General features: G+C 62.6%; 24 protein-coding genes and 1 tRNA gene. 7 read left to right on the top strand and 18 right to left on the bottom strand.

Features of this window, described 5'->3' with window-relative positions:
• Positions 1-123: 123 nt before the first annotated feature.
• Positions 124-1,908, top strand: a complete 1,785-nt coding sequence (gene glgP / locus C4S68_RS21680) for an alpha-glucan family phosphorylase (RefSeq protein WP_103935217.1) — start codon at positions 124-126, stop codon at positions 1,906-1,908.
• Positions 1,909-1,992: 84 nt separating this feature from the next.
• Here the strand turns inward: glgP and C4S68_RS21675 are convergent, their stop codons facing one another.
• Positions 1,993-2,574 (bottom strand): PEP-CTERM sorting domain-containing protein, encoded by a 582-nt coding sequence (locus C4S68_RS21675; protein WP_160115277.1) that lies wholly within the window; start codon positions 2,572-2,574, stop codon positions 1,993-1,995.
• A gap of 268 nt (positions 2,575-2,842) precedes the next feature.
• On the opposite strand from C4S68_RS21675, the gene bcp reads away from it, so the two are divergent.
• Complete coding sequence (gene bcp, locus C4S68_RS21670) at positions 2,843-3,307, top strand: thioredoxin-dependent thiol peroxidase (RefSeq protein ID WP_103935215.1); 465 nt, start codon at positions 2,843-2,845, stop codon at positions 3,305-3,307.
• Positions 3,308-3,563: 256 nt separating this feature from the next.
• The gene (locus C4S68_RS21665; protein WP_103935214.1) at positions 3,564-4,295 is read left to right on the top strand and encodes a polysaccharide deacetylase family protein; all 732 of its coding nucleotides are present in this window, start codon (positions 3,564-3,566) and stop codon (positions 4,293-4,295) included.
• Between the two features lie 29 nt (positions 4,296-4,324).
• On the opposite strand, the gene C4S68_RS21660 is transcribed toward C4S68_RS21665, so the two are convergent.
• Positions 4,325-4,401: transfer RNA gene (locus C4S68_RS21660), tRNA-Arg, on the bottom strand.
• Between the two features lie 26 nt (positions 4,402-4,427).
• On the opposite strand from C4S68_RS21660, the gene C4S68_RS21655 reads away from it, so the two are divergent.
• On the top strand, positions 4,428-5,036 hold the full coding sequence (locus tag C4S68_RS21655; RefSeq protein WP_103935213.1) for a DUF2911 domain-containing protein: 609 nt from the start codon (positions 4,428-4,430) through the stop codon (positions 5,034-5,036).
• Between the two features lie 36 nt (positions 5,037-5,072).
• Here the strand turns inward: C4S68_RS21655 and C4S68_RS21650 are convergent, their stop codons facing one another.
• From C4S68_RS21650 to C4S68_RS21635, 4 genes are all read right to left on the bottom strand, one after another.
• Positions 5,073-5,819 (bottom strand): glycosyltransferase, encoded by a 747-nt coding sequence (locus C4S68_RS21650; protein WP_160115276.1) that lies wholly within the window; start codon positions 5,817-5,819, stop codon positions 5,073-5,075.
• 124 nt (positions 5,820-5,943) lie between these two features.
• The gene (gcvPB, locus tag C4S68_RS21645) at positions 5,944-7,494 is read right to left on the bottom strand and encodes an aminomethyl-transferring glycine dehydrogenase subunit GcvPB (RefSeq protein WP_103935211.1); all 1,551 of its coding nucleotides are present in this window, start codon (positions 7,492-7,494) and stop codon (positions 5,944-5,946) included.
• Between the two features lie 29 nt (positions 7,495-7,523).
• Complete coding sequence (locus tag C4S68_RS21640) at positions 7,524-8,048, bottom strand: hypothetical protein (protein ID WP_103935210.1); 525 nt, start codon at positions 8,046-8,048, stop codon at positions 7,524-7,526.
• Positions 8,038-8,457, bottom strand: a complete 420-nt coding sequence (locus C4S68_RS21635) for a hypothetical protein (RefSeq protein WP_103935209.1) — start codon at positions 8,455-8,457, stop codon at positions 8,038-8,040. The genes C4S68_RS21640 and C4S68_RS21635 overlap by 11 nt, the downstream gene beginning before the upstream one ends.
• Before the next feature lie 339 nt (positions 8,458-8,796).
• Between C4S68_RS21635 and C4S68_RS21630 the strand changes: the two genes are divergently transcribed.
• The gene (locus C4S68_RS21630) at positions 8,797-10,218 is read left to right on the top strand and encodes an SPOR domain-containing protein (protein WP_103935208.1); all 1,422 of its coding nucleotides are present in this window, start codon (positions 8,797-8,799) and stop codon (positions 10,216-10,218) included.
• Positions 10,219-10,288: 70 nt separating this feature from the next.
• Here the strand turns inward: C4S68_RS21630 and yiaA are convergent, their stop codons facing one another.
• From yiaA to C4S68_RS21595, 7 genes are all read right to left on the bottom strand, one after another.
• Positions 10,289-10,705 (bottom strand): inner membrane protein YiaA, encoded by a 417-nt coding sequence (gene yiaA / locus C4S68_RS21625; protein WP_103935207.1) that lies wholly within the window; start codon positions 10,703-10,705, stop codon positions 10,289-10,291.
• 293 nt (positions 10,706-10,998) lie between these two features.
• Positions 10,999-11,361: a hypothetical protein gene (locus C4S68_RS21620; RefSeq protein WP_103935206.1), complete on the bottom strand. Its 363-nt coding sequence runs from the start codon at positions 11,359-11,361 to the stop codon at positions 10,999-11,001.
• 32 nt (positions 11,362-11,393) lie between these two features.
• The gene (gene gcvPA / locus C4S68_RS21615) at positions 11,394-12,749 is read right to left on the bottom strand and encodes an aminomethyl-transferring glycine dehydrogenase subunit GcvPA (protein WP_103935205.1); all 1,356 of its coding nucleotides are present in this window, start codon (positions 12,747-12,749) and stop codon (positions 11,394-11,396) included.
• 114 nt (positions 12,750-12,863) lie between these two features.
• A complete protein-coding gene (gcvH, locus tag C4S68_RS21610; protein WP_103935204.1) occupies positions 12,864-13,253 on the bottom strand; it encodes a glycine cleavage system protein GcvH in 390 nt (129 codons plus the stop codon).
• A 132-nt stretch (positions 13,254-13,385) separates the two neighbouring features.
• Positions 13,386-14,555: a glycine cleavage system aminomethyltransferase GcvT gene (gene gcvT / locus C4S68_RS21605; protein WP_103935203.1), complete on the bottom strand. Its 1,170-nt coding sequence runs from the start codon at positions 14,553-14,555 to the stop codon at positions 13,386-13,388.
• A gap of 373 nt (positions 14,556-14,928) precedes the next feature.
• Positions 14,929-15,411 carry a hypothetical protein gene (locus C4S68_RS21600; protein ID WP_103935202.1) on the bottom strand — a complete coding sequence of 161 codons (483 nt, stop codon included), beginning with the start codon at positions 15,409-15,411 and terminating at the stop codon, positions 14,929-14,931.
• A 374-nt stretch (positions 15,412-15,785) separates the two neighbouring features.
• Positions 15,786-16,565, bottom strand: a complete 780-nt coding sequence (locus C4S68_RS21595; RefSeq protein ID WP_103935201.1) for a hypothetical protein — start codon at positions 16,563-16,565, stop codon at positions 15,786-15,788.
• A 206-nt stretch (positions 16,566-16,771) separates the two neighbouring features.
• Between C4S68_RS21595 and C4S68_RS23455 the strand changes: the two genes are divergently transcribed.
• A complete protein-coding gene (locus tag C4S68_RS23455) occupies positions 16,772-16,915 on the top strand; it encodes a hypothetical protein (RefSeq protein ID WP_200821614.1) in 144 nt (47 codons plus the stop codon).
• Positions 16,916-17,100: 185 nt separating this feature from the next.
• Complete coding sequence (locus C4S68_RS21590) at positions 17,101-17,469, top strand: DoxX family protein (protein WP_235011780.1); 369 nt, start codon at positions 17,101-17,103, stop codon at positions 17,467-17,469.
• Here C4S68_RS21590 and C4S68_RS21585 read toward each other — a convergent pair.
• The 5 genes from C4S68_RS21585 to C4S68_RS21565 all read right to left on the bottom strand — a co-directional run bounded on the left by C4S68_RS21585 (position 17,466) and on the right by C4S68_RS21565 (position 22,037).
• Positions 17,466-18,014, bottom strand: a complete 549-nt coding sequence (locus C4S68_RS21585) for a hypothetical protein (RefSeq protein WP_146072269.1) — start codon at positions 18,012-18,014, stop codon at positions 17,466-17,468. The two genes, C4S68_RS21590 and C4S68_RS21585, sit on opposite strands and share 4 nt — an antisense overlap.
• Before the next feature lie 14 nt (positions 18,015-18,028).
• Positions 18,029-18,559 (bottom strand): hypothetical protein, encoded by a 531-nt coding sequence (locus C4S68_RS21580; protein ID WP_103935198.1) that lies wholly within the window; start codon positions 18,557-18,559, stop codon positions 18,029-18,031.
• A 4-nt stretch (positions 18,560-18,563) separates the two neighbouring features.
• Positions 18,564-19,466: an undecaprenyl-diphosphate phosphatase gene (locus C4S68_RS21575; protein ID WP_103935197.1), complete on the bottom strand. Its 903-nt coding sequence runs from the start codon at positions 19,464-19,466 to the stop codon at positions 18,564-18,566.
• Between the two features lie 245 nt (positions 19,467-19,711).
• Positions 19,712-20,770, bottom strand: coding sequence for a hypothetical protein (locus C4S68_RS21570; protein WP_235011779.1), 1,059 nt, complete (start codon positions 20,768-20,770; stop codon positions 19,712-19,714).
• Positions 20,771-20,981: 211 nt separating this feature from the next.
• Complete coding sequence (locus C4S68_RS21565) at positions 20,982-22,037, bottom strand: threonine ammonia-lyase (protein ID WP_103935196.1); 1,056 nt, start codon at positions 22,035-22,037, stop codon at positions 20,982-20,984.
• Between the last annotated feature and the right edge of the window lie 246 nt (positions 22,038-22,283).

Genomic DNA, 22,283 nt, shown 5'->3' with positions numbered 1-22,283 from the left:
CCGGCGGACGGTTGCGAGCGCACTCCATCCCTCCATCGTGTCTTCCTTCTGGGCCATCTCTGCGAACCTCAGCTCCGGGTGGGATTGATTTCTCCCGGCGCAAGAACAGGATCACCTACCCTCATGCCTTCGTCCCCGAATACCGTTCCTTCTGCTGTGGTGCTGGATCTCACTGAGCGCCGTGTCGCGTACTTCTCCATGGAGATTGCGCTCTCGAAGTCCCTGCCCACCTACTCGGGCGGTCTTGGCGTACTCGCCGGGGACACGCTGCGTTCCGCCGCCGATACCGGGGCCCCGATCCTTGCCGTCTCGCTCGCGCACCGCCGCGGCTACTTCGAGCAGCACCTCGACGCACAGGGCCAGCAGACCGAAAGCGATGTCGTCTGGTTCCCAGAGAAGACCCTGCCCGCAGCCTCGGACATCCTCTCCATCTCCCTGCAGGGACGCGAACTCAAGTTCCGCGCCTGGCGCTTCGACGTCGTCGGCGTCACCGGCCACATCATTCCCGTCTTTCTGCTCGACTCCGACATCGAAGGCAACACGCCCTACGACCGCACCCTCACTGACCACCTCTACGGCGGCGACAACTACTACCGCCTCTGCCAGGAAGGCCTGTTGGGCCTCGGCGGTATCAAGCTGCTGCAGTCCCTCGGCGTCAAGCCCGAGGTGCACCACATGAACGAGGGCCACGCCGCTTTGCTCACCATTGGCCTGCTCGAAGAGCGCCTCGCCGGCGCTCCTCTCCGTAACGCCACAGACGACGATGCCAAGGCCATCCAGCAGCAGTGCGTCTTCACCACGCACACCCCCGTCCCCGCGGGGCACGACCAGTTCGGTCTTGACCAGATGGCCGCAGTCCTCGGCCACGAGCGCGCCTCCACCATCGAGCGCTTCGGAGCCCTGCACAACGGCCTCATGAACATGACCTACCTCGCGCTGCGCTTCTCGCGCTACGTCAACGGCGTCGCCATGCAGCACGGCAAGGTCTCGCAGCACATGTTCCCGGAGTACAAGGTCCACTCCATCACCAACGGCGTCCACGCGGCCACCTGGCTCTCCGCGCCCATGAAGGACCTCTTCGATCGCGAGATCCCCGAGTGGCGTCACGACAACCAGTACTTCCGCTCGGTGTACGGCATTGACCCCTGGAAGATCGTCGAGGCCCACACCGCGGCGAAGCTCCGCCTCTTCCAGACCATCAAGGCCCGCACTGGCGTCGAGCTCGATCCCAAGCTGCTTACCATCGGCTTCGCGCGCCGCGTCGCCACCTACAAGCGCGCTTCGCTGCTCTTCAAGGACCCTGCCCGCCTCGAAGCCATCGCGGAATCCCTCGGCGGCCTCCAGATTCTCTACGCCGGCAAGGCTCACCCCGCCGACAACGCGGGCAAGGCCCTCATCCGCGACGTCTTCTCCGCCGCCGCCCGCATCAACTCCTCCAAGCTCAAGATCGTCTACCTCGAGAACTACGATTGGGAGCTCGGCGAGCAGTTGACCAACGGCGTCGACGTCTGGCTCAACACCCCGCTTCGCCCCTATGAGGCCTCGGGTACCTCTGGCATGAAGGCCGCCCTCAACGGCGTGCCTTCGCTCTCCGTGCTCGATGGCTGGTGGATCGAAGGTTGCGCCGAAGGCATCACCGGCTGGGCCATCGAGGATGCAGACGATGAGTCCCAGGAAGCAGGCAACCTCTACGCCAAGCTCGAGAAGGCAGTCGTTCCCGCCTGGCAGAGCCCCAAGGTCTGGGCCCGCATCCGCCAGCACTCCATCGCGGTCAACGGCACCTTCTTCAACACCCACCGCATGCTCGGCCAGTACGTCTCCAACGCCTACTTCCCGCTCTCGTCTTCGGTAGCCTCTACGGACCAGGAGATCCCGGACGAAGAGAAGATCCCGGCCGTCGTCGCGTAGCGGCAGGCTTCACCTCTCGCAGAAACAGAAGAGCCGCCACGGCAACCGTGGCGGCTCTTCTGTTTCTGCAGGTCTTCAACGACTTTAGCTGCCGAAGACGCGGCGGCGGGCGATCCCCGCAACACCCAGCAGGCCGGTTCCCAGCAGCGCCAGCGATCCCGGCTCAGGCGTTGCGGTAGATGCACCGTCGATCGCAAACGACAGGTCGCTGGCGCTCGAAATGTCCAGCAGGCCGCCAGAGGTGTTGACCGAGGAGCTGTAGTCATAGCTTCCCAGCACGGGATCGAAGGGGGCCAGCAGACTCAGGCCGCCAAATGCTGCGGCGCTGACATCAAGTACGTCCTGATCCGAGCCTTCGATGCCCGCAACTTCGTTGGACTGGTTGATGAAGATTCCGCCGCCCGAAATCGTGCCCGACCCCGCTCCGTCGATGCTGAAGTTCACGGTCGTGGGCACGTAGTACAACGTGACCCCCGGGATCGGAATTGTTTGCACCGAGGACGAGTCGTAGGTCCCCGTGAACGTAATCGTGGCGTCTGTGAACGGGGTGGAATTGTAGGTGCCGCTGACAGTCGCGGTGTACGTCAGCTCGTAGGTTGAGGCGTGGACAGCAAGGGCGCAAAATGGGGACAGAAGGCAAAGCAGAAGCAAAGTACGAAAGCGCAAGAAGCGTTCTCCAGAGGTTAGCGAGTTCGTGGGTGACACGTGGAGGCGTCTCGCGAGACTGTTCGATACCAGGCTCGTCTCTCCACGTAAGTCATAGGATTGAAGTAGTTTACATGGACCTCTCAGGTCCTGGCGAACTTCGTCCAGCGATGTAGACAGAACCGGGAATCCACCACCTCTCACGGTCCCGCTTCATCCCCTCGAGTCGCAATCCTCTGCTCCTGCCGCGATACCATGGCTGCAGGACGAAGCTCAGGAGCCGAACATCATGCGCCCCAACGTTGGCGATCTCGTAGAAGACTTCACCCTTCCCGATCAGGACGGCAACAACATCTCCCTCTCGCAGTTCAAGGGCTCACCCGTCGTCATGTTCTTCTATCCCCGCGCCGATACCCCCGGCTGCACCATCGAGGCCTGCGGCTTCCGCGACTCCTTCGCGAAGCTCAAGAAGGCCGTCGTCGTCGTCCTCGGCATCTCCCGCGACACCGTCAAGAAGCAGAAGAAGTTCGCCGAGAAGTACGACATCCAGTACCCTCTGCTCGCCGATGACGAGATGACCCTCATCAAGGGCTGGGACCTGCTCGTCGAGAAGAAGATGTACGGCAAGCCCGTCACCGGCGTCGCCCGCACCACCTTCATCATTGGCCCCGACGGCAAGCTCGTGCACATCTTCGAAAACGTAAAGCCCGAAGGCCACGCCGAAGAGGTCCTCGCCCTCCTGAAGAAGAAGTGAGAAACCGGGCCGAAGCGAGCGGTCTCGCCCCGATCCCAACCTGCAAGCTCAAACCAGCAGCCAGGTCAGGATCGTGCCGAGACCATCAAGCATCGGCCCTGATCGAAGGGCCAACGGCCCGACCACATCCCAGCCTGGGCCGAAGGCCCAGGTACACATCCCCTTGAGATCGCGAGCGCTGTAAGCGCGACATAAACGGCGTCTCCGCCGTCCTCAGGCGCCTGACGGACAACCTCCCAAACCACATCCCCAGAACATGCTCACCTCGCACCTCACCAACGAACTTGTGCTCACCGGAGCCCTCGCCGGACTCGGCGCCACGCTGGTCAACGGCTGCATGCGTCCCGAGTCCCAGATCTTCGGCCGCACCATCGTCGCCGGGCATGACACAAAGGAAGTCGCGCTCACCTACGACGACGGACCCAACGACGCCGCGACCTACGATCTGCTCGAACTCCTCGCCCAGCACAAAGCCCGCGCCACCTTCTTCATGATCGGCAGATATGTGCAGCAGCGCCCCGACATGGTGCGCGCCGTCCACAACGCCGGCCACCTCGTCGCGAACCACACCATGAGCCACCCCTGGCTCGCCTGGCAAAGCGCGGCCCGCATCCGCCAGGAGCTCGCCGACTGCAACCACGCCCTCGAAGATGCCCTCGGAGCTCCGGTGCACTACATGCGCCCTCCGCACGGTGCACGCCGTCCAGCGGTCATCCGCATCGCCCGCGAGCTCGGTCTCAAGGTCGTGCAGTGGAACGTGATGGGATTCGACTGGGAGCCCATCGGCGTCGAAGGCATCCTCAAGAACATCGAAGGTGGCCTCAGGAGATCCCGCTACTGGGGCAGGGGAGCGAACATCCTCCTGCACGATGGCTCGGACATCAACATGGGCTTCGACCGCTCCGACAGCGTCACCGCCACCGCGCGCCTGCTGCAGCGCTTCGCCGCCGAAGACTGCCGCCTCGTCACCGTCGACCACTGGGGCTGAGCAGCTATCTTCTTCAGTTGTGAGGGAGATGGTGCGCCCGACACGATTCGAACGTGTGACCTACAGCTTCGGAGGCTGTTGCTCTATCCAGCTGAGCTACGGGCGCGCTTGTTAAAGCGTAGCATAAGGCCCATGATGAATGGTTCTACCCTCCCCATCCGTTCTGCCCTCACCACACGTTTCGCTGCGGTCCTGTCTCAAGCTGTTGTCGTCACCACCCTCGCCGTCTCCGCTGTCGCGGCCGGCGCCCAGATGCAGATGCCCGCGCAGGGCAACGGAAAGCCCCCCTTGTCGCCTCCCGCCGAAGCCAGGGTCATGCTCGAGGGCAAGACCCTCGCCATCAAGTACAGCGCTCCTTCCATGCGTGGCCGCGTCATCATGGGCGGGCTCGTCCCCTATGGCCAGGTTTGGCGTACCGGCGCCAATGAGGCTACGAGCCTCGTCACCGAACTCCCCCTCAAGATCGGCGACCTCTCCGTCCCTGCCGGAAGCTACACCCTCTACACGATGCCCGCAGCCCCCGGAAAGCCCTGGCAGCTCATCGTCAACAAGCAGACCGGCCAGTGGGGCACCGTCTACAAGCAGGACATGGACCTCGGCCGCACGCCGCTCAAGCATGACGAGATCTCCGCACCGCAGGAACTCATGAGCATCAGCTTCGAAAAGACCGGCAAGCACTCCACCGAACTCCACATCAAGTGGGAAAAGGCCGACGAGTGGGTCAAGATCGAAGCGAAGTAGCGGCACTTCAAAGCTGAGTCGGGGCCCGCCTCTCGGTCAGAGGTTGGGCTCGCCTCGCGGTCCTCTTTGCAGCTGACGACGCGTAAAGCGAAGCGTCCGTGCCAGCCCGACCTCCCGGGCACGAGCGGCAATCTTGTAGAACCGCGTGTGCGCGAAACGCGCCCACACCATCTGCCTCCAGCCGAAGTTCTTCCGCACCGTCGCGAAGTGCTCCGCCAACATCTCCGGGCTGCTGGAGACACCTCCTGCGCCATGGAACGACACCACCTCCTGGCCGAGTTCGACCTTGAGCCCGGCCAGCAGCATGCGCTGATTATGGTCGAAGTCCGCGACGATGCGCAGACGGATGTCGTAGCCCAGATGCAGGGCCCGCCGGTAAAACGTCCCTTGGTGATGCAGCGAGCAGCGACTCTTGAGCGGCTCCCCGCACTCGGGCAAAACTACGCCCTCACCCTCGTTCTCGACACGGAAGGCCACCGCCGCGGTATCGCGCGCCGCAGCCCGCAGGGCCTCGTAGGGAACGGTCAGCAGCCGATCACCCGCGTTGATGTGCAGCACGAACTCGCCGCGCGCTCGCGCAATGCCCTTGTTCATCGCGTCGTACAGGCTCTCGTCGGGCTCGCTCAGCCAGTCGTCGACCTCGCAGCTACGAGCCTCAAGCAGCTCCACCGAGCCTTCGTCCGAGCCGCCATCGATGATGATCACCTCGAGATCCCCACAGCGGAACGGCGCAAGGTTCGTGATCAGGTTTGCCAGTTCCACGCGGTCGCGAAAGATCACCACGACGATGGAAACGAGCGGTGTAGCTTGAGGTGAGCGGCAACCCCCACTTCGAGAGACAACTTGTGGCGTTAAATCGATCATGGGTGGCTTCCCACCCATGATCGCAAACTGCCCCAGCTTAGGACTACCACTCTTTCGCAGCACTCTCCGGAGTGAGCTTGGTATGCGCCACCGGAGCCTTCCACCGCAGGATCGGCTTCCTCGCCGCTGTCGTCTCGTCCAGCCTGCGCAGCCGCGTCGTATGCGGCGCCGTCTGCACCAGCTCGGGGTTCTCCTCCGCCTCGCGCGCAATCTGCTTCAGCGCATCGATCAGCAAATCCAGTTCTTCCTTCGACTCCGACTCCGTAGGCTCGATCATCATCGCGCCATGCACCACCAGCGGGAAGCTCACCGTGTACGCATGGAAGCCGTAGTCGATCAGCCGCTTGCCCATATCGCCCGTCTTCACGCCGTTCTTGGCCTGCAGCTTGTCGCTGAACACCACCTCGTGCAGCGACGCCGATTTGTACGGCAGCTCGAACGTGTCTTCTAGGTTCTTGCGAATATAGTTCGCGTTCAGCACCGCATCCTCGGTCGTCTGCCGCAGCCCATCCGGACCGTTCGCCAGGATGTACGCCAGCGCGCGGATGAACATGCCGAAGTTCCCGTACCACGCCTTCACGCGGCCCACCGACTGCGGCCGGTTGAAGTCCAGACCCAGCAGTCCATTCTCCCGCTGCACCACCACAGGCGTCGGCAGGAACGGCTCCAGGTGCTTCTTGCAAGCCACCGGTCCCGACCCCGGACCACCGCCGCCATGCGGCGTCGAGAACGTCTTGTGCAGGTTCAGGTGCATCACGTCCACGCCAAAGTCGCCCGGCCGCGTCTTGCCGCACAACGCGTTCATGTTCGCGCCGTCCATGTACAGCAGCGCGCCCTTTGCATGCAGGATGTCCGCAATCTTGTGAATGTCCGACTCGAACACGCCGATGGTCGAAGGATTCGTCAGCATCAGTGCCGCCACGTCCTCATCTACCATCTTCTCGAGCTCAGCCAGGTCGACCATGCCCAGGGCATTCGACTTCAGATTCGCGATCTGGTAGCCGCACACCGCTGCCGTAGCCGGGTTCGTACCATGCGCCGAATCCGGAATCAGGATCTTCTTACGCGGATTCCCGTTGGCCGTGTGATACGCCCTCGCCAGCAGGATGCCCGTAAACTCACCATGCGCTCCCGCCGCCGGCTGCAGCGTGATCGTGTCCATGCCCGTGATCTCGATCAGGCAATCCGACAGCATCTTCATGATGCCCAGCGCGCCTTGCGAGAGAGCCTCCGGCTGGTACGGATGCGCCTCGGCCAAGCCTTCCAGGCGGGCAACCAGCTCATTGATGCGCGGGTTGTACTTCATCGTGCATGACCCCAGCGGATACATGCCCAGGTCGATCGCATAGTTCCACGTCGACAACCGCGTGAAGTGCCGGATGATCTCGATCTCCGACAGCTCCGGCATCACGCCCAGCCCATCCGTACGCGTCGCATCGCCCAGCAGGGAAGCCGTGTCAACCGCGGGAACGTCGAGCTCGGCAAGGCGATACCCCTTCTTGCCGGGCGAGGACTTCTCAAAGATCAGGTCCTCGTTCTGGTTAACGTGCGTCGTGACCTTCTTGGGTGTGCCTACAAACTTCTCGTCTGCCATGTGGTGTCCTGTCTGAGGAAGCGGTATTTCTATGCGCGAATTTCCCAATCCGCTGCATGATTCTGGATATAACTGTCTACTTGGGGAGCAACCTTGGCGCGGAAGCGCTCAGGCTTAATCACCAGTCGGGTAGCCACTTCGCCGTCCTCGAAAATCTCGATTGCCAAAAAGCCTACCCGGCCAATTCCATCCGGAGCGAAAGACGTGTCGACGTGGCGATCAGCGAGATCGAATCTTCCAGCCCCGACGGGATTCGGATCGACTGCAACGATGTACTTGAAATGAGCAGGTACCGTTGTGAACTTCTCCATAAGGCTCTGGACAACCCGTCCATCATGAGCGATATCGAGAAGCCCGTCGGGAAATCGGCGCTCGAGGAACAATAGCGCTGCGTGCACGTCGCCGACGCCGTCCCTATCGATTGCTAGAACATCGACGTGCCCGTCAGCCCATCCCGCGTCCAGATAGATTTTGGGAACCGACATGCGCCGTTCGAAGTAGGAGAGGACAGCATTCTTGGCACGTCCTAGCGAGATCTGTTCATTAGTCGCCATTTGTCCACCCCTCGATCTTCAACTCGCTGCCGGTCCTGTTTGCCCAACGTGCAAAGCGCTCGGCCCGCGTGAGGATAAGCGCAAACTCGTTCGTACCTATGCGCGATGCTCCATACGCAACGGCGCTTTTCTTCGCGATCAGCGCTTCCAGATGCTGAATTCCATTATCGCTCTCTATGCTTTTCCCCAACAACAGGCCCCTAAGTTCTCGGGCGGCGTTCCGATGATCATCGGAGCTGAGACTCGACTCGGAAAGGCCGGCTCTTAGCGCGTCGGTGTATGAGACTGCCGAGTGAATTCCGAGCAGTGCAGAGGACTGCCGATACGCATTATCGTCGCGTAGAAGCTGCATCCCTTCGAGGAAGTCTTGGGCTCGCTCCAGAAAATGCCGCACCTCTATCGCGCCCACCCCTCGAACTCCTCTGCGCTTGGAATATCTCTTGGTTGCAGGATGTTGTGCCCAACCCCTTAAGGTTCTCACATCCGCGCAATTTCATCTCGCAGCACGTTCGTGTAGCGATGCGCAACTACCGCACTTTTCCACCGCACGCCAGGTGAACGACAAGGTTCCCCTGGCGCTCGCGCGTCGCTCCACCAGCGTCTAATCGAAGCAACGCATGCATCAGTCATGCACGCAACGGCAGCTCTCTGCCTCTCCGCCGGGTGATCCACTGCGCGAGTGTTTCGCACCTCGCCGCCTCCCCGGGAACCACCTTCTACAGCCACATCTCTCACGGAGAACCCGCTCATGGAACTTTGGACCGATTACGAAGGCCGCACCGTCGCCGGCGAATACAAGCTCGTCAAGCTCCGCCGCTCCGAAGGCCGCAACGGCTTCTTCTCTACCGCCGATGCCTCCGGCCACGCCGCCGTCATCCGCCTCACCGAGGCCCACTACGACGAGGAGGACCAGCTCGCCCGCTGGCGCAAGGCCGCCGCAGCACGTCAGGATCACGAGGCCCACCTCATCGGCATCGAGCGCGTCGGCCGCACCGAGCTCGAAGGCGTCGCCCTCACCTACGCCCTCATGGAAGCCGACGATGCTGTCCTCGCCGAGGTCCTCGCTGAGCGCCCACTCACCGTCCCCGAGACCCTCCAGGTCGCGCTCTCCGTCAGCTCCGCACTCGCCGCCCTGCACGCCCGCAACCTCGTCCACGAGCACGTCAACGCCGACAACGTCCTCGCCGTCGGAGAAGACGTCAAGCTCCGCAGCGACTGCGTCCGCGAGTGCCTCGAAGACGGTGAGTTCGTCTCCGCCGGGCAGGTCGCCGCCACCCGCCAGAAGGACCTACACGACTTCGGCACCCTCCTCCTCCGCTGCCTCACGCTCGAGTCCGAGATCAAGCCCGGCAACCGCCTGCCCGAACCCTTCCCGCGCATCATTCCCGCCGCCCTCGAAGGCTCCACCAGCTTCGCGAAGATCGCCGCGATGCTCACGCCGGCCCCACCCCCACCGGCAGCCGTCCCGCCGGCTCCCGGAGCCGTTGCCGCAGCCGTCAACGCAGCTGCCGCAGCCGAGCATGCTCCGATAGCCTCCAGCACCTCACGCGCCGCGCACGACGTCCCCGCGCCCATCCAGCAGTCCCTCCCGCTCTCGCCCGACGTTCCCAGGCATCGCGAAGACGAGATGGACGAGCTCGACCCCGAGGAATCGACCGCATTTCCTCTCCCGAAGAACTGGGCCATCTACACGGCCGCAGCACTCGTGCTGCTCTTCGTCGTCTGGCACTTCGCCGGAGGAAAGAAGGCCCCGAAGCCCGCCTCAGGTATCGTTCCGGAGTCATCCTCTTCATCCTCTTCATCCTCGGCGTCCTCGCCCGCCCAGCCTGTGCAGCTTGAGGTCCACCACATCAATCAGCCGGCCCTGGCAGCCACGCCGCAGCCGACCTCGGCCAGCGTCGCTGCAGCCAACGTAGCCGCCGCCTCCGCGCCCGGCTGGCACGTCATCGCCTACACCTTCCATCGGCAGGACCAGGCCCAGAGCCGCGCTAACGCCATCGCCGCAAAGCACCCTAACCTGCACCCGCAGGTCTACAGCCCCACCGGTGGCTCGCCCTGGCTCGTCAGCCTCGGAGGCGTCATGAATGAGCGCGAGGCCCAGCAACTGCTCCACGCCGCACGCCGAGACGGTCTGCCCCGCGATACCTTCATCCGCAACTATCGCCACTAATACCGAGTGCAACGAGCGCAGCAAAGGGGCCAGATCTCCGGCCCCTCGCTTTGTCTTTCCCGCGATCTTCCTACTCGCTGAGGGTTTCCGGCTCGGCGCCCGCCATGTCACGCACGTTCTTCTGCACTGTGATCGCTCCAAACAGCGACAGCAGGAACGCCATCCCGTAGAACCCCTTCTCCGAGAGCGCAATTGTCGCGTTCCAGAGCCCGATCCCCGTCAGCAGCAGGGTGATTCCCAGCGACAGCCAGCACAGCCCGTAGTAGATATTCGTCACCGGGATGTTCTCGAGCCGGTCGCGCACGCTCTTCTGCAGCGAAACCGCGGCGAACAACCCATACATCAGCAGCGTGAAGAAGTACCCCTTCTCGTTCAGCTGCAGCGTCGCGTTCCACAGCCCGATCACAAATCCCAACATGCCCAGCAACAAAGCCAGCCACGACGCGCCCACGAATGCAGCCGATGGTTTCTTGTACGGTTGAGCCATGCATTCCTCCAGGAAGAAGCTCTACACAGTTCCGCTTCCGCAATCAGAGTAACTTCAAGCCCCATGCCCGTCGAGAGATTCCTGCACCGCGCCGGAGCCTCGCGGAGTTCCTCCGCATAAAGCGCCGTTTGCGCGTCAGCGGTGGTCGCGCAAAGCGCAGTGTGAACGAGTGAGGCTCAATGAGTGACGCTTTGTCAGGGCGGGGCTTCAGCCCCGCCATCAGTGCGACCCACAAAAGGGGCTTTAGCCCCTGAGGCACCGAAGGCAGGCGGCCGCAGGAACGATTCGGAAGCCTAAAACACCACCAACGGCTCGCCCGGCTCTCCCGTAGAGAACTGGCCAGCCTCCGGTCCGTCGTAGTCCTCATCGCGCAGGGATGTCCGCACAATCGTGCCGTTCTCGAACTGAATCTCCAGCGCGCTGCCTTCCTCGAACGAGGTCGTCTCCACCGGTTCGCCGATCACGAAGCACAACGCATCGCGATACCCAGGCTCGCCGAACGCATAAGACCCTTCGCCCATCGACACGCCCACCGGAATGAAGACCTCGGGCCAGATGTAGAGCGTCAGCACAGGACCGTTGAAGTCCAGCTGCACGTAGTCCTGTACAAAGGTCACCGAGCCCAGCTCTTCGCCTTCAATCGTGCTGATGTCCAAGCCCGGTTCCTTTCCTGCGCGTACAGCGTTCGTTACAGCGCTGCGCTCACAGCATCCATCTGCACCTTCGTCGTCAGCTCCGTCGCACACCACAGCGAGGCATTCTCGCCCAGCTCCGGATACCACTTCGCCAGCGACAGCCCACCGATGATCCTCGCGCCCAGCAGCTTCGCATTCACCTCATCCGCAGAAGCAGGCAATGCCACAGCAAACTCGTTGAAGCTCGGTCCCGTAAACAACCGCTTCGCTCCCTTGGAGCGGAGCGTGGAATCCAGGTATGCTGCCTTGGCCAGGTTCTGCTCGCCCAGCTCCTGCATCCCCTGCTTGCCCAGCACCGTCATGTAGATCGTTACCATCAGCGACACCAGCGCCTGGTTCGTGCAGATGTTGCTCGTCGCCTTCTCGCGGCGGATATGCTGCTCGCGTGTGCTCAGCGTCAGCACGAAGCCGCGCTTGCCGTCCATGTCCTTGGTCTCGCCGCACAGGCGTCCCGGCATCTGCCGCAGGAACTTCTCCTTGCACGCCAGCACGCCGCAGTACGGTCCACCAAAGCCCACGGCCACGCCAAAGCTCTGCGCCTCCAGCACGACGATGTCCGCTTCCGTCGGCGGTTTCACCACACCCAGGCTCAGCGCCTCGTTGATCGAAACCACCAGCAGCGCACCCTTCGAGTGCACCAGCTCCGCCACCGCAGCCACGTCCTCGATCACGCCAAAGAAGTTCGGCGACCCGATCACCACGCAGGCCGTATCAGGAGTAATCGCCGCTTCCAGTGCCGCCATATCCACGCGGCCCGTCGTCTTGTCGAACGCGGCCTCCGTGACACCGATCTCCTGGTGCTGCACCGTCGTCTTCAGCACCTCGCGAAACTCCGGATGCAGGCTCCGCGCGACCACCGCGTTGTTGCGGCCCGTCACGCGCACCGCCATCATCACGGCCTCGGCCACGCCGGTCGAGCCGTCATACATCGACGCGTTCGCAATCTCCATGCCCGTCAGCTCGCAGATCATCGTCTGGAACTCGAACGTAGCCTGCAGCGTGCCCTGCGCAATCTCCGGCTGATACGGCGTATAGCTGGTCAAAAACTCACCGCGCTGCACCAGCGAGTCGATCACCACCGGGCGATAGTGCCGGTACGCACCCGCGCCCAGGAAGCTCGCATACAGCGGCGTCGGAGCAGCCTTGGCAATATCGCCGTCGGCCACGTTCGCCGCAAACGCACGAAAGCGGTCCAGCACCTCGCTCTCCGCATGCTGACGCGGAATGTTCAAATCGCGAGTGAGCCGGTACTCCTCAGGAATCGAGGTGAACAGGGCATCGATGTTGTCGACACCGATCTCAGCAAGCATCGCTTCACGGTCGGCAGGAGACTTCGGCAAATAGCGCATAACAGGGCTTTCTTTGTAGTGCAAACGTAGTTCGGGTTTTTGGTTGTCAGTTGTTAGTTGTCAGGAAAAGCACGAAGCCGCCCAACAACGAACACCCAACATCCAACAACGGCTTTAGTGTCCGGTCTCTTCCGCGACAAACTTCTCATAGTCAGCAGCCGAGAGCATCGCGCTCGCTTCATCCGCGCTCTTCACCGCGACCTTGATGATCCACGTCGTGTTCGCTTCCGCATTCAGCGTGTCAGGAGTCGCATTCAGCGCCTCGTTGATCGCCGTCACCACACCCGTCACGGGCGAGTACAGGTCGCTCACCGCCTTCACGCTCTCCACCGAACCAAACGTCGATCCAGCCTCAAGCTCCTGCCCCACCTTCGGCAGTTCGATGAACACGATGTCGCCCAGCGAGCTCTGCGCGTAATCGGTAATGCCAATGGTGGCGGCGTCGCCTTCAAGCAGAAGCCACTCGTGCGACTTCGCGTACTTGTAGTTCTCGGGATAGCTCATGGACTGATATGTCTCCAGTGAAATTGTAGTAGAGCCGGGGCTCTGGATGATGAGCAAGTCTTCTGTCGAGCGGTTCACGCTTTGAAGGGGCGGGGCTTCAGCCCCTGAGGGATCGATCGCCAACGACTCTGGCTACGACAAAGGCGCAGTCACCGCCGGTGTAGCCTTCGCCCTCCGATAGAACGGTGTGGGCACCACCACCGCCTTGTTCAGCGCCCCACGAATCTCCACCGCCACCTCGGTGCCCACCGCCGTGTACTCCACCGGCACATACGCCAGCGCAATATTCTTCTTCAGGAACGGTGCCGGCGAGCCCGATGTCACTTCACCGATCTTCTGCCCATCCAGCGTGAGGACCGGATACCCGTCACGCCCGATGCCACGATCCAGCATCTCGAGGCCAACCAGCTTGCGACCAGGACCACCTGCTGCCTGAACCTTCTCCAATGCTTCTTTACCGACAAAGTCCGTCCCCTTATCGAGCTTGCAGTAACGCCCCAGGTTGGCCTCAAAGACATTGATCGTGTCCGAGATCTCGTGCCCGTACAGCGCCATCGCGCTCTCCAGCCGCAGCGTATTGCGTGCCCCCAGCCCGCAGGGGATGATCCCGAACTCCGCGCCCGCCTCCAGCACCTCGCCCCACACCCGGCTGCTCGTCGGCTCGTCGCTGGGAATGTAGATCTCGAACCCGTCCTCGCCCGTGTAGCCCGTCCTCGCGATCAGCGTATTGTGGCAGCCACACACCGTGCCCCACGTAAACCAGTAGTTCTTGATCGGCGTCAGGTCCACTCCGGTCAGCTTCTGCAGCGTCTCCTTCGCCTTCGGCCCCTGGATCGCCAGCTGCGTGTAGTAGTCGCTCACATCCATGATGTGCACACCGCTCATCCCGCCGATCACGCTCCGCACCCAGCTGATGTCCTTCTCGCGCGTGCCCGCGTTGATCACGATCAAGTAGTCGTTCTCGCCCAGCTTGTGCAGCACCACGTCGTCGACAAACGTGCCCTCCGGCGTCAGCATCGCCGAGTAGTGCGCCTGCCCGATCTGCAGCTTGCTCGCATCGTTCATCAGCAGCTTCTGCACCGCCGCCAGCGAGTTCGGCCCGCGCAGCTGAATGTCGCCCATGTGCGACACATCAAACACGCCCACGCCCGTCCTCACCGCCATGTGCTCGGCGATCAGCCCGGAGTACTGCACCGGCATATCCCATCCGCCAAAATCGACCATCTTGGCCTTGTGCGAGCGGTGCGTAGCATTCAGCGCCGTGCGGCGCAGCGAGGGAGCGTAGGTCGTCAGTTCAGCCATGGAATGTCCTTCTTGCTTTTAGCTTGCGTAAGAGCAGCGGTGCGAGCGCGCCTCTTCTAGGATGCCTGATGCAATAGCCAGAACGGAAGCCAGCCGGGCGTACCGGACCGATATTCGCGAGATCCGCAAGTATCGGGTGCCCCGGGTCCGGATTCTCGGACCCGGGCTATTGCGGCAACGGAGCCCAACGGAGTCCGCGTAGCACTCGAATCTCGTAGCTCGAAACGCAAAACTCGAACGCGCCTTCTTGCTTTTTGGTGCCATCTGGCGGCTCCTTCGCAGCCACCCCAACTGTGTCATCTCGACCGGACGCTGAGCGAGCGAAGCGAGTTGAAGCGAAAGTGGAGAGACCTGCTTCTTTGCCGGGTGAGAGCTAGCTCCGCTCCCGCCGGCTCGCCCGCACAAAGTTCGATACACAGAAGTAGCTCAGCACAACCACCAGCGCAGCCACCACCCAGGCGCCCATCCACGCGTTCGAGAACACCGGAGCCCGGAAGTTCCCGCGCAGCGCCCACAGCCCACGCCCCATGCCGAACGCCAGCAGTCCGAAGAAGCTCCCCGAAACCTGCAGCATCACCACACCGGTAGCCTTCTTCACCGGCCCCAGCACCGACCGGCTCGCCTGCTTGCCCGCCTGCAGAACCTGGGCTGCTTGCGCCGCACGGGGCGCAGCCGCAGCTCGCACCTCAGAGGCAACGGGCTTCGGCGGCTGCACAGTCGGGGACGAGGGAGTGGACGGTCTCTGGCCTGAGCCGCTCGGACTCGGCGTCGTCGCAGCGTCCACCGCCGCCGCCAGCGACTTCGCCGCATGACGCGCCCCATACCCCAGTGCCCGGCCAAATCGAACCCGATCCATCGTGCCTTCAGTGTACCGTTGCGACAAACCCCAAGCGACGTCTTATCGAAGGGGACGAACGGCAGGTCATGGCTTCAGCCATCACGAAAAGCTAAAGCCAGGCTGTTATCGACGGATTCCAAACCATAAAAGGATGTGTCATTTCGACCGAAGCGGGACGGTTTCATCGTCCCGCGCAGTGGAGAAACCTGCTTCCTGGCCAGCATCGGAAGACAGCAGATCCCTCGACTGAGCTACGCTGCGCTCCCTGATGACACACTTTGCAGGGATCTCCCAATACATGGCTCGTCGTCTCTATCGAGACAGTCCCGCCATAAATCCCGAGGGCAACCCGGCTTCAGCCGCGGAGGGGGAATGCCGACTCAAACCTTCCCTCAAACGTGCCGCGCATACGCCGCAATCCAGCTCGTCGCCACCGACGCCCACGGCTTCCAGAAGTACACCGCCGAGCACGCAAACTCCGCCCCCAGCAGCAACGCCGCGCCCACCACAAACTGCCGCATCAGCCGACCCTTGTACCAGTCCCATCCCGCCATCAGCGCCACCAGCAACACGTTCCCGTAGAACACGTAAAAGAACCACGGCAGCACCGATTGCGGCTCGTTGGGATAGAAGTATCCCAGCAGCCGATTGAACCCCGGGTCTGCGATCGACGCCATCGAAAGCATCACCATCCGCTTGTGCGCCGCCGGGTTCTTCCGCAGCACAATCCCCCAGGCAAACAACGCCACGAAGCACCCAATGTCCACGATGTTCACGGCCAGAAACTGCGGATCGTACATCGGCGTGTGCACCGCATTCGCCTGTGATGCCAGCGCCGCCCACGGCCCCAGCACCGCCATCAGGCATACCCAGCCCACCAGCACCCAGCCCAACTTCCGGTGCATGTCCACGCGGTTCTTCACCACAAGCAGCACCTGCGCCGTCAGCAGGAACATCCACACCGAAAACACCACGGCATGCACATGCACCACCATGGGCACGGCAGGCTTCTCGTGCAGATAGCGCGGAAAATCCAGCCCAAAACCCGCAACGATGCCCACCCACAGCACGCCCAGCCAGACGACCGATGGCATCCGGTCCTCGCGCGCACTCCACGTCGCGCGCACATGCAGCATCCTTCGGGGCCCGGGGATGACCGCAGCGCTCGGCATGCCAATCTCCTGATCGTTGAGTTTCCCCGAAGTTCGCACGCCGCCGCATTCGAGTCAATCGCTTCCACGGAAATACAAGATCGCACTCGCGCGGCCTTCCGGTACCGCCGATGTACATTCTGGAAACGCCAGCTACACGTTTTGCATCGAACCCACTAGATTAGTTTTGTGACGAAGACTTCGGGCTGCGAAGAGGGAATCAGGCGATGAAGAAGATGGTTTGGGCAATCGGTGGTTTGTGTGCCGCAACGGCAGGGTTTCTCGTCTTCGGCGGACGCCGCAGGCAGCCAGTGGAAGAATTGGCGCATCGCCTCGAAGCCGCCTGGGCTGACCACCACACCCAGGTCTAGGTCGTATCGACATATTCCGCACCACGCAGGAAGTGTCATTTCGACCGTAGTGGGACAGTTTCATCGTCCCCGCGTAGTAGGGAAACCTGCTTCTCTGCCAGCATGGGCATACAGCGTGCACGCGAGCGAACCGCGCCGGAGGGGTTCGCTCTGAAGGTCTCCCGATGCGTCTAGGCCGGATCGCCATGGGTACCCTCTACCTCGCCGCGGGCATCGCCCACTTCGTCGCCACGCGCACGTACGAAGCCATCATGCCGGACTACCTCACGGCCCACCACGCCCTCGTCCTCATCAGTGGTGTGGCAGAGTTCGCCGGCGGCCTCGGAATCCTTCTCCCCTATCCAAAGCTGAACCGCGCCGCCGCCTGGGGAATCATCCTGCTCCTGATCGCCGTCTCCCCCGCCAACCTCTGGATGCTCCAGCACCCCGAACGCTACGCCAACATCCCGCTCTGGGTGCTCTGGGCCCGCCTTCCGCTGCAACTCGTCCTCATCGCCTGGGCTTGGGCCTACACCCGCGTTCCAGCAGCGCAGCGTGTGGGCAACCAAGGCTAGCTTTTCGAGGGATTCGATCCCAGGCTCTGCGATCTTGCCTTACGCCACGATTGAAACGCAGTCCCACCCGCCCCGAGAAAAAGCAGCGAAATCATCGCCATCAGGAGGCTGGACGTCATCCCTGTCCCACGGTCGATCGGGGAAACTACCCGGTCGTCGACAAGCCACTCGATGTGAGTGACGGTTCCCACCCCTCGATCAAGAAAGGTCGCGCGAACCAACTGGCCATTTTCCAGCCGCACGCCGTTCGCATCTCCGAGGTCGAGCCTTTGCGTCCACCCGTTGGAAGTTTTTAGGTTGAACCAGTACGTGCCGCCCTTACCGGTCGATTTCGCAACATATCCCACGGTGCCGACCATCGTCACGCGCTGCGCCGCGTGAATGTCCCACGCGCTCGTCACCGAAAAGCCCAAGAACCCCGACCCCATCAACAGAAATCCGGTCCAGGCTATAGGGCGCAGCCGCGGGATGATCCGGGCGGCGACGATCACGAGGAAACCCACAGGGAACAGCGCTGCGAACGCCAGACCCATCATCGTTAACATGGAATCGTCTTGCCTCACCACCAGCGTCGACGTCCTGACGATCCATCCGGATACCGCGCGTTATTCCAGAACGCGATCAGCACCAGGATGACCCCCACCCCGAACATCATCCACGCGCCCATGGTGCCGTCATTCGCTTCTGTGCTCCAGCCTCGTTGCGGGCCGCTCAGCATCTCCAGGTGCGTCACCGTACCCATGCCGCCCACGTACCGCACCAGCGCTTGATCGCCTTCGGTGATCGCCCCTCCGCTATACGAAAGGTGCAGCGTCACGGGACCGTCAGGCCCATCCAGTTCGAACCGCGTGTGCGCTCCCTTGCCATGGAACACCTGCACCGCCCGAACCACCCCACCGGCGCTCACCCGCGGCGCCCGGGCAATCTGCAACACCGTCACCATCCCATAAACACTCATCGCGACGCCCATAAAGCACGTCGCGATGAGTTTCACCAAAGCTTTTGCCGGTCCCAGCGGAAGCAGCCCACCGAAGATCGAAAGCGCCACAACGGCGACGAACGCACCGATCACCGCAACCGGCGGAAACATCCGTTTAGTACCCCTGGTGATGCAGGAACAGAACCACGCAGCTGGCCAGCAGGCAGTAGATGCCGAACAGGTACCACTTGCCGCTCTCCAGCCACGAGCTCAACCACTTCAGCCCGGCGAGCCCGGCAAAGAACGCCAGCACCATCCCGATCACCGCGCCCATCATGCTCGCGTGCAGGTCGATCGGCGCACCCATCGCCGCGGCTTCCTTCGAAGCCTTCATCAGCCGCAGCGCCTCGCGCGCAACGACAGCCGGTGTAAGGATCACCGCCAGCGCAAACGAAAACCGCTCCGCCCGCTCCCGCGCCGCACCCACCAGCATGCCTGCCGAGATCGTCGAGCCCGACCGCGAGAACCCGCGGAAGGGAAGCGACAGCCCCTGCACCGCGCCAATCCACCCAGCCTGCCCGAAGGTCACATTCTCACCCGTGCGCGACAGCCGCTCGTAGTCGCGTGCGTCCGCCTTCTCGGCGCTGCGCTCCTTCAGCCCAGCCCACAGGATCAGCAGACCCACCACGAACAGCGCATAGCCCACCAGGTCCAGGCGGCCGAACAGCTCCTCGATCTCCGCCTTCGGGGCTCCCGGAAACGCGACGTGAGCCACCAGCTTCTGCAACGGGTACCCGATGACCCCGGTCAGCACCGTCGCCCAGATCGCCCGAACCGCAAACCGCTGAAACGCATGGCTGCTGGCAAAGTACGTCCGCTTCCATTGGCTCCAGAAGTACACGATCACGGCAAACATGGTGCCCGTGTGCAGCATCACCAGCAGCAGCGTCATCTCCGGCGAGCTGGGATCCAGTCCCATCAGCTTTTCGGCCGTCACCACATGGGCCGAGCTCGAGACGGGCAACAGTTCGGCAAGTCCCTGGACAATCGCCAGGATCAGAATCTTCAGAAGAGGCATATCGGGATTCTAGCGGAGGAGCCTTAGCGGAGCATGAATCTCTTGGTTCCCGCGATGACTGTTCGGTGACGGCAACGATCCGGGTGCCCCACTTCTCGCTCTTGAGAAGTGGGTTCGCAGGATGTCGGGTGATTCCAAGCAGCCCTAACGCGAAGAGCCAGCGGCGCAGTCGCCGACTTGCTAACCGCGCAGCCGCTGACTTGCTAACAGCGAAGCCGCTGACTTGCTAACAGCGAAGCCGCTGCTTAGCTCCGGTCATTCCCATAGATCGGAACACCCTGCGCCACCCGGAACGCAATCGACATCGCCCGCTCCGTCCAGTCCGAGTCCGGATACTTCTGCTTCATCTGGTCCGCGATCGCCTGGCAGTTTTTCGCCGCCGCCTCGCTGCGCTTGCCGTTATCGTCCACCAGGTACAGCGTCACCAGCGCACCCTGCCGGTACGCCGCTTGGTACATCGCCTCCGCCGCCTTCGGCCCGCCCGCATACTGTTGGGCGTACTTCAGGTAGAGGTTCGTCTCCATCTCCGGACACTTCGGCAACCCCTGCCAGTCGCCGCACAGCTTGTCGTCGATCAGGTCATACGCCGCCTTGGCCGCCTGCGGCGTCTGCGGAAAGTACTTCATCACCCGCTTCAGCTCGCCGTCATACAGCCGCGGACGCAGCATCGCGTCCTGCTCCCGCGCGCTCGGCAGCGTGGAGATATCTGCCTTGTCCAGCTGCCACCGTATGTCCGCCGAGCGATACGCCGCCTCCGCCGCCAGCGGCGAGTTCGGAAAGTACTCCGCCACGCGCCGATAGAGCAGGTGCGCTGCGCTGGCCGCGTCCTTGGGCGGATGAGGCTCCGCCGCCTCAGCTTCCAGCTGCGCCGCATACCCAAAGATCAGCGCATCACCGTTCGGCGTCGTCGTGCTCACCACACCCTTGTCGCGAATCCAACCCGACGAAGGATCGGGATTGCTCCCCGGATCCGTAAACTCCGGCCGCGATGCGTCGTCGTCATCTTCCTTCGCATCCGTGTTCGCCAGCACACTTACCCACGGCCCGTTGTGGCTCAGGATCACCACCTCGTGCCCCGCCGTCACCGTCGAGATCGGAGGCGTCGTCGCATCCGCCATCGTGTACAGATTCGCCGTATGCAGCACCGTGGCCCGTGCGGACTTGTCATACCCCGAAAGCTGATCGTCCCGCTTCGGCTTCTTCTGCGCCGAAGCGCACAGCACCATCGCGCCCACCATCGCCAACGCAACCACACGCGAAGCACTCACAACCCGCAGCTCAAAACTCGCAACTGAAACACGCATCTTGTTCCCTCTGCCCGGTCCGACACTGTCAGCTTAGGCGACGATCGGGTGCCCCGGGTCCGGATTCTCGGACCCGGGCTAACGCGTGGCAACGATCCCGGGTGCCCCACATCTCGATTCTGAGATGTGGGATTCCACAAATCACCCAAGCTGCGTGGGAACCTCGAACGCTCGCAGGCGCACCCAACACCGAACAACCAACAACGGCTTCTTAGACGTGTGCCGCCCCCGCTTCGTTCTCCAGAGTCTCCTTCAGACTAGGCTCCAAATTCCCACCCGAAACCACCACCACAATCCGCTTCGCCTTCGGCAGCACCTCGCTCCGATACAGCGCCGCCGCCAGCGTGATCGCCCCGCTAGGCTCCGCCACAATATCCGTAGCCTTCAGGTACACCTTCAGCGCACTCCGAATGTCGTCCTCGTTCACCGTGATGATGTTGTCCACAAACTTCAGGATGTGCTCAAAGTTCAGCACCCCGAGCGACTGCGTCCGCAGCCCGTCGCACAGCGTCCGCGTCGTCTTCGCCGCCGGCCACTCCACCAGCGTCTTCGTCCGGAAGCTCTCCTCCGAGTCCGCCGCCAGCTCCGGCTCCGTGCCGTAGACAAGAGGAGCCGCATGGCCAGCAGCCTCGCTAGCCAGCTTGATCCCTGTAGCGATCCCCGAAAGCAACCCACCACCCGACACGGGCGACAGCACCAGCGTGGCATCATCCGGCGCCTCGCCGGTAAGCTCGGCGAGTTGTTCCAGAATCTCCACCCCGCAAGTAGCCTGCCCCGCAATGATCGACGGATGATCGTACGGCGGAATCATCGAGTACCCATGCGCCGCCTCCAGCTCCTCCGCTTTCATCTTCCGGTCGCTCGAAGCCGACCCGACGAACACAATCTCCGCTCCCAGCGCCTCGGTTGCGGCAATCTTCACCTTCGGCGCGTTGTCCGGCATCACAATCACCGCCTTCGACCCCAGCGCCCGCGCCGCATACGCCACCCCCTGCGCATGGTTGCCGCTGGAGTACGTAATCACGCCACGCTGCAGCGCGGCTGGAGGCAGTTGGGCAACAGTGTTGTAAGCCCCCCGCAGCTTGAAGCTCCCAATCGGCTGCTTGCTCTCATCCTTCAGCCAGATCTCCGGAACGTCTGCAGGCACAACGAAACCGGCCGCAGCCAGCCGCGCCGGGTCCAGCTTCACCAGCGGGGTTCGAACAGCAGTTCCAGCAATACGGTCTTTCGCCGCAAGGATGTCAGAGAGTTCCAGATACGTGGGCATGAAGAAAGTATATTGATCCACGGCACAGCGGAGCCAACCTGCCAAGCACTGGCGACTGGCAATCTGGCGACTGGCAACTCGAAACTCTCAGCTCAAAACTCCCAGCCCATTCGCGGATTCTTTCCTTCCTCAACCCCGGCCCCACCCTCGAGACCAACCAAACAGTGTCATCTCGACCGAAGCGGAGAGACCTGCTTTTCGCCCTGCCACGAATCCGGGTGCCCCGGGTCCGGACTCTCGGACCCG

It is taken from the genome of Bryocella elongata, from assembly GCF_900108185.1.
Classification (GTDB): Bacteria; Acidobacteriota; Terriglobia; order Terriglobales; family Acidobacteriaceae; genus Granulicella; species Granulicella elongata.
The sequence above is the reverse complement of the archived record's forward strand: the minus strand, read 5'-3'. Positions and strand labels throughout refer to the sequence as shown.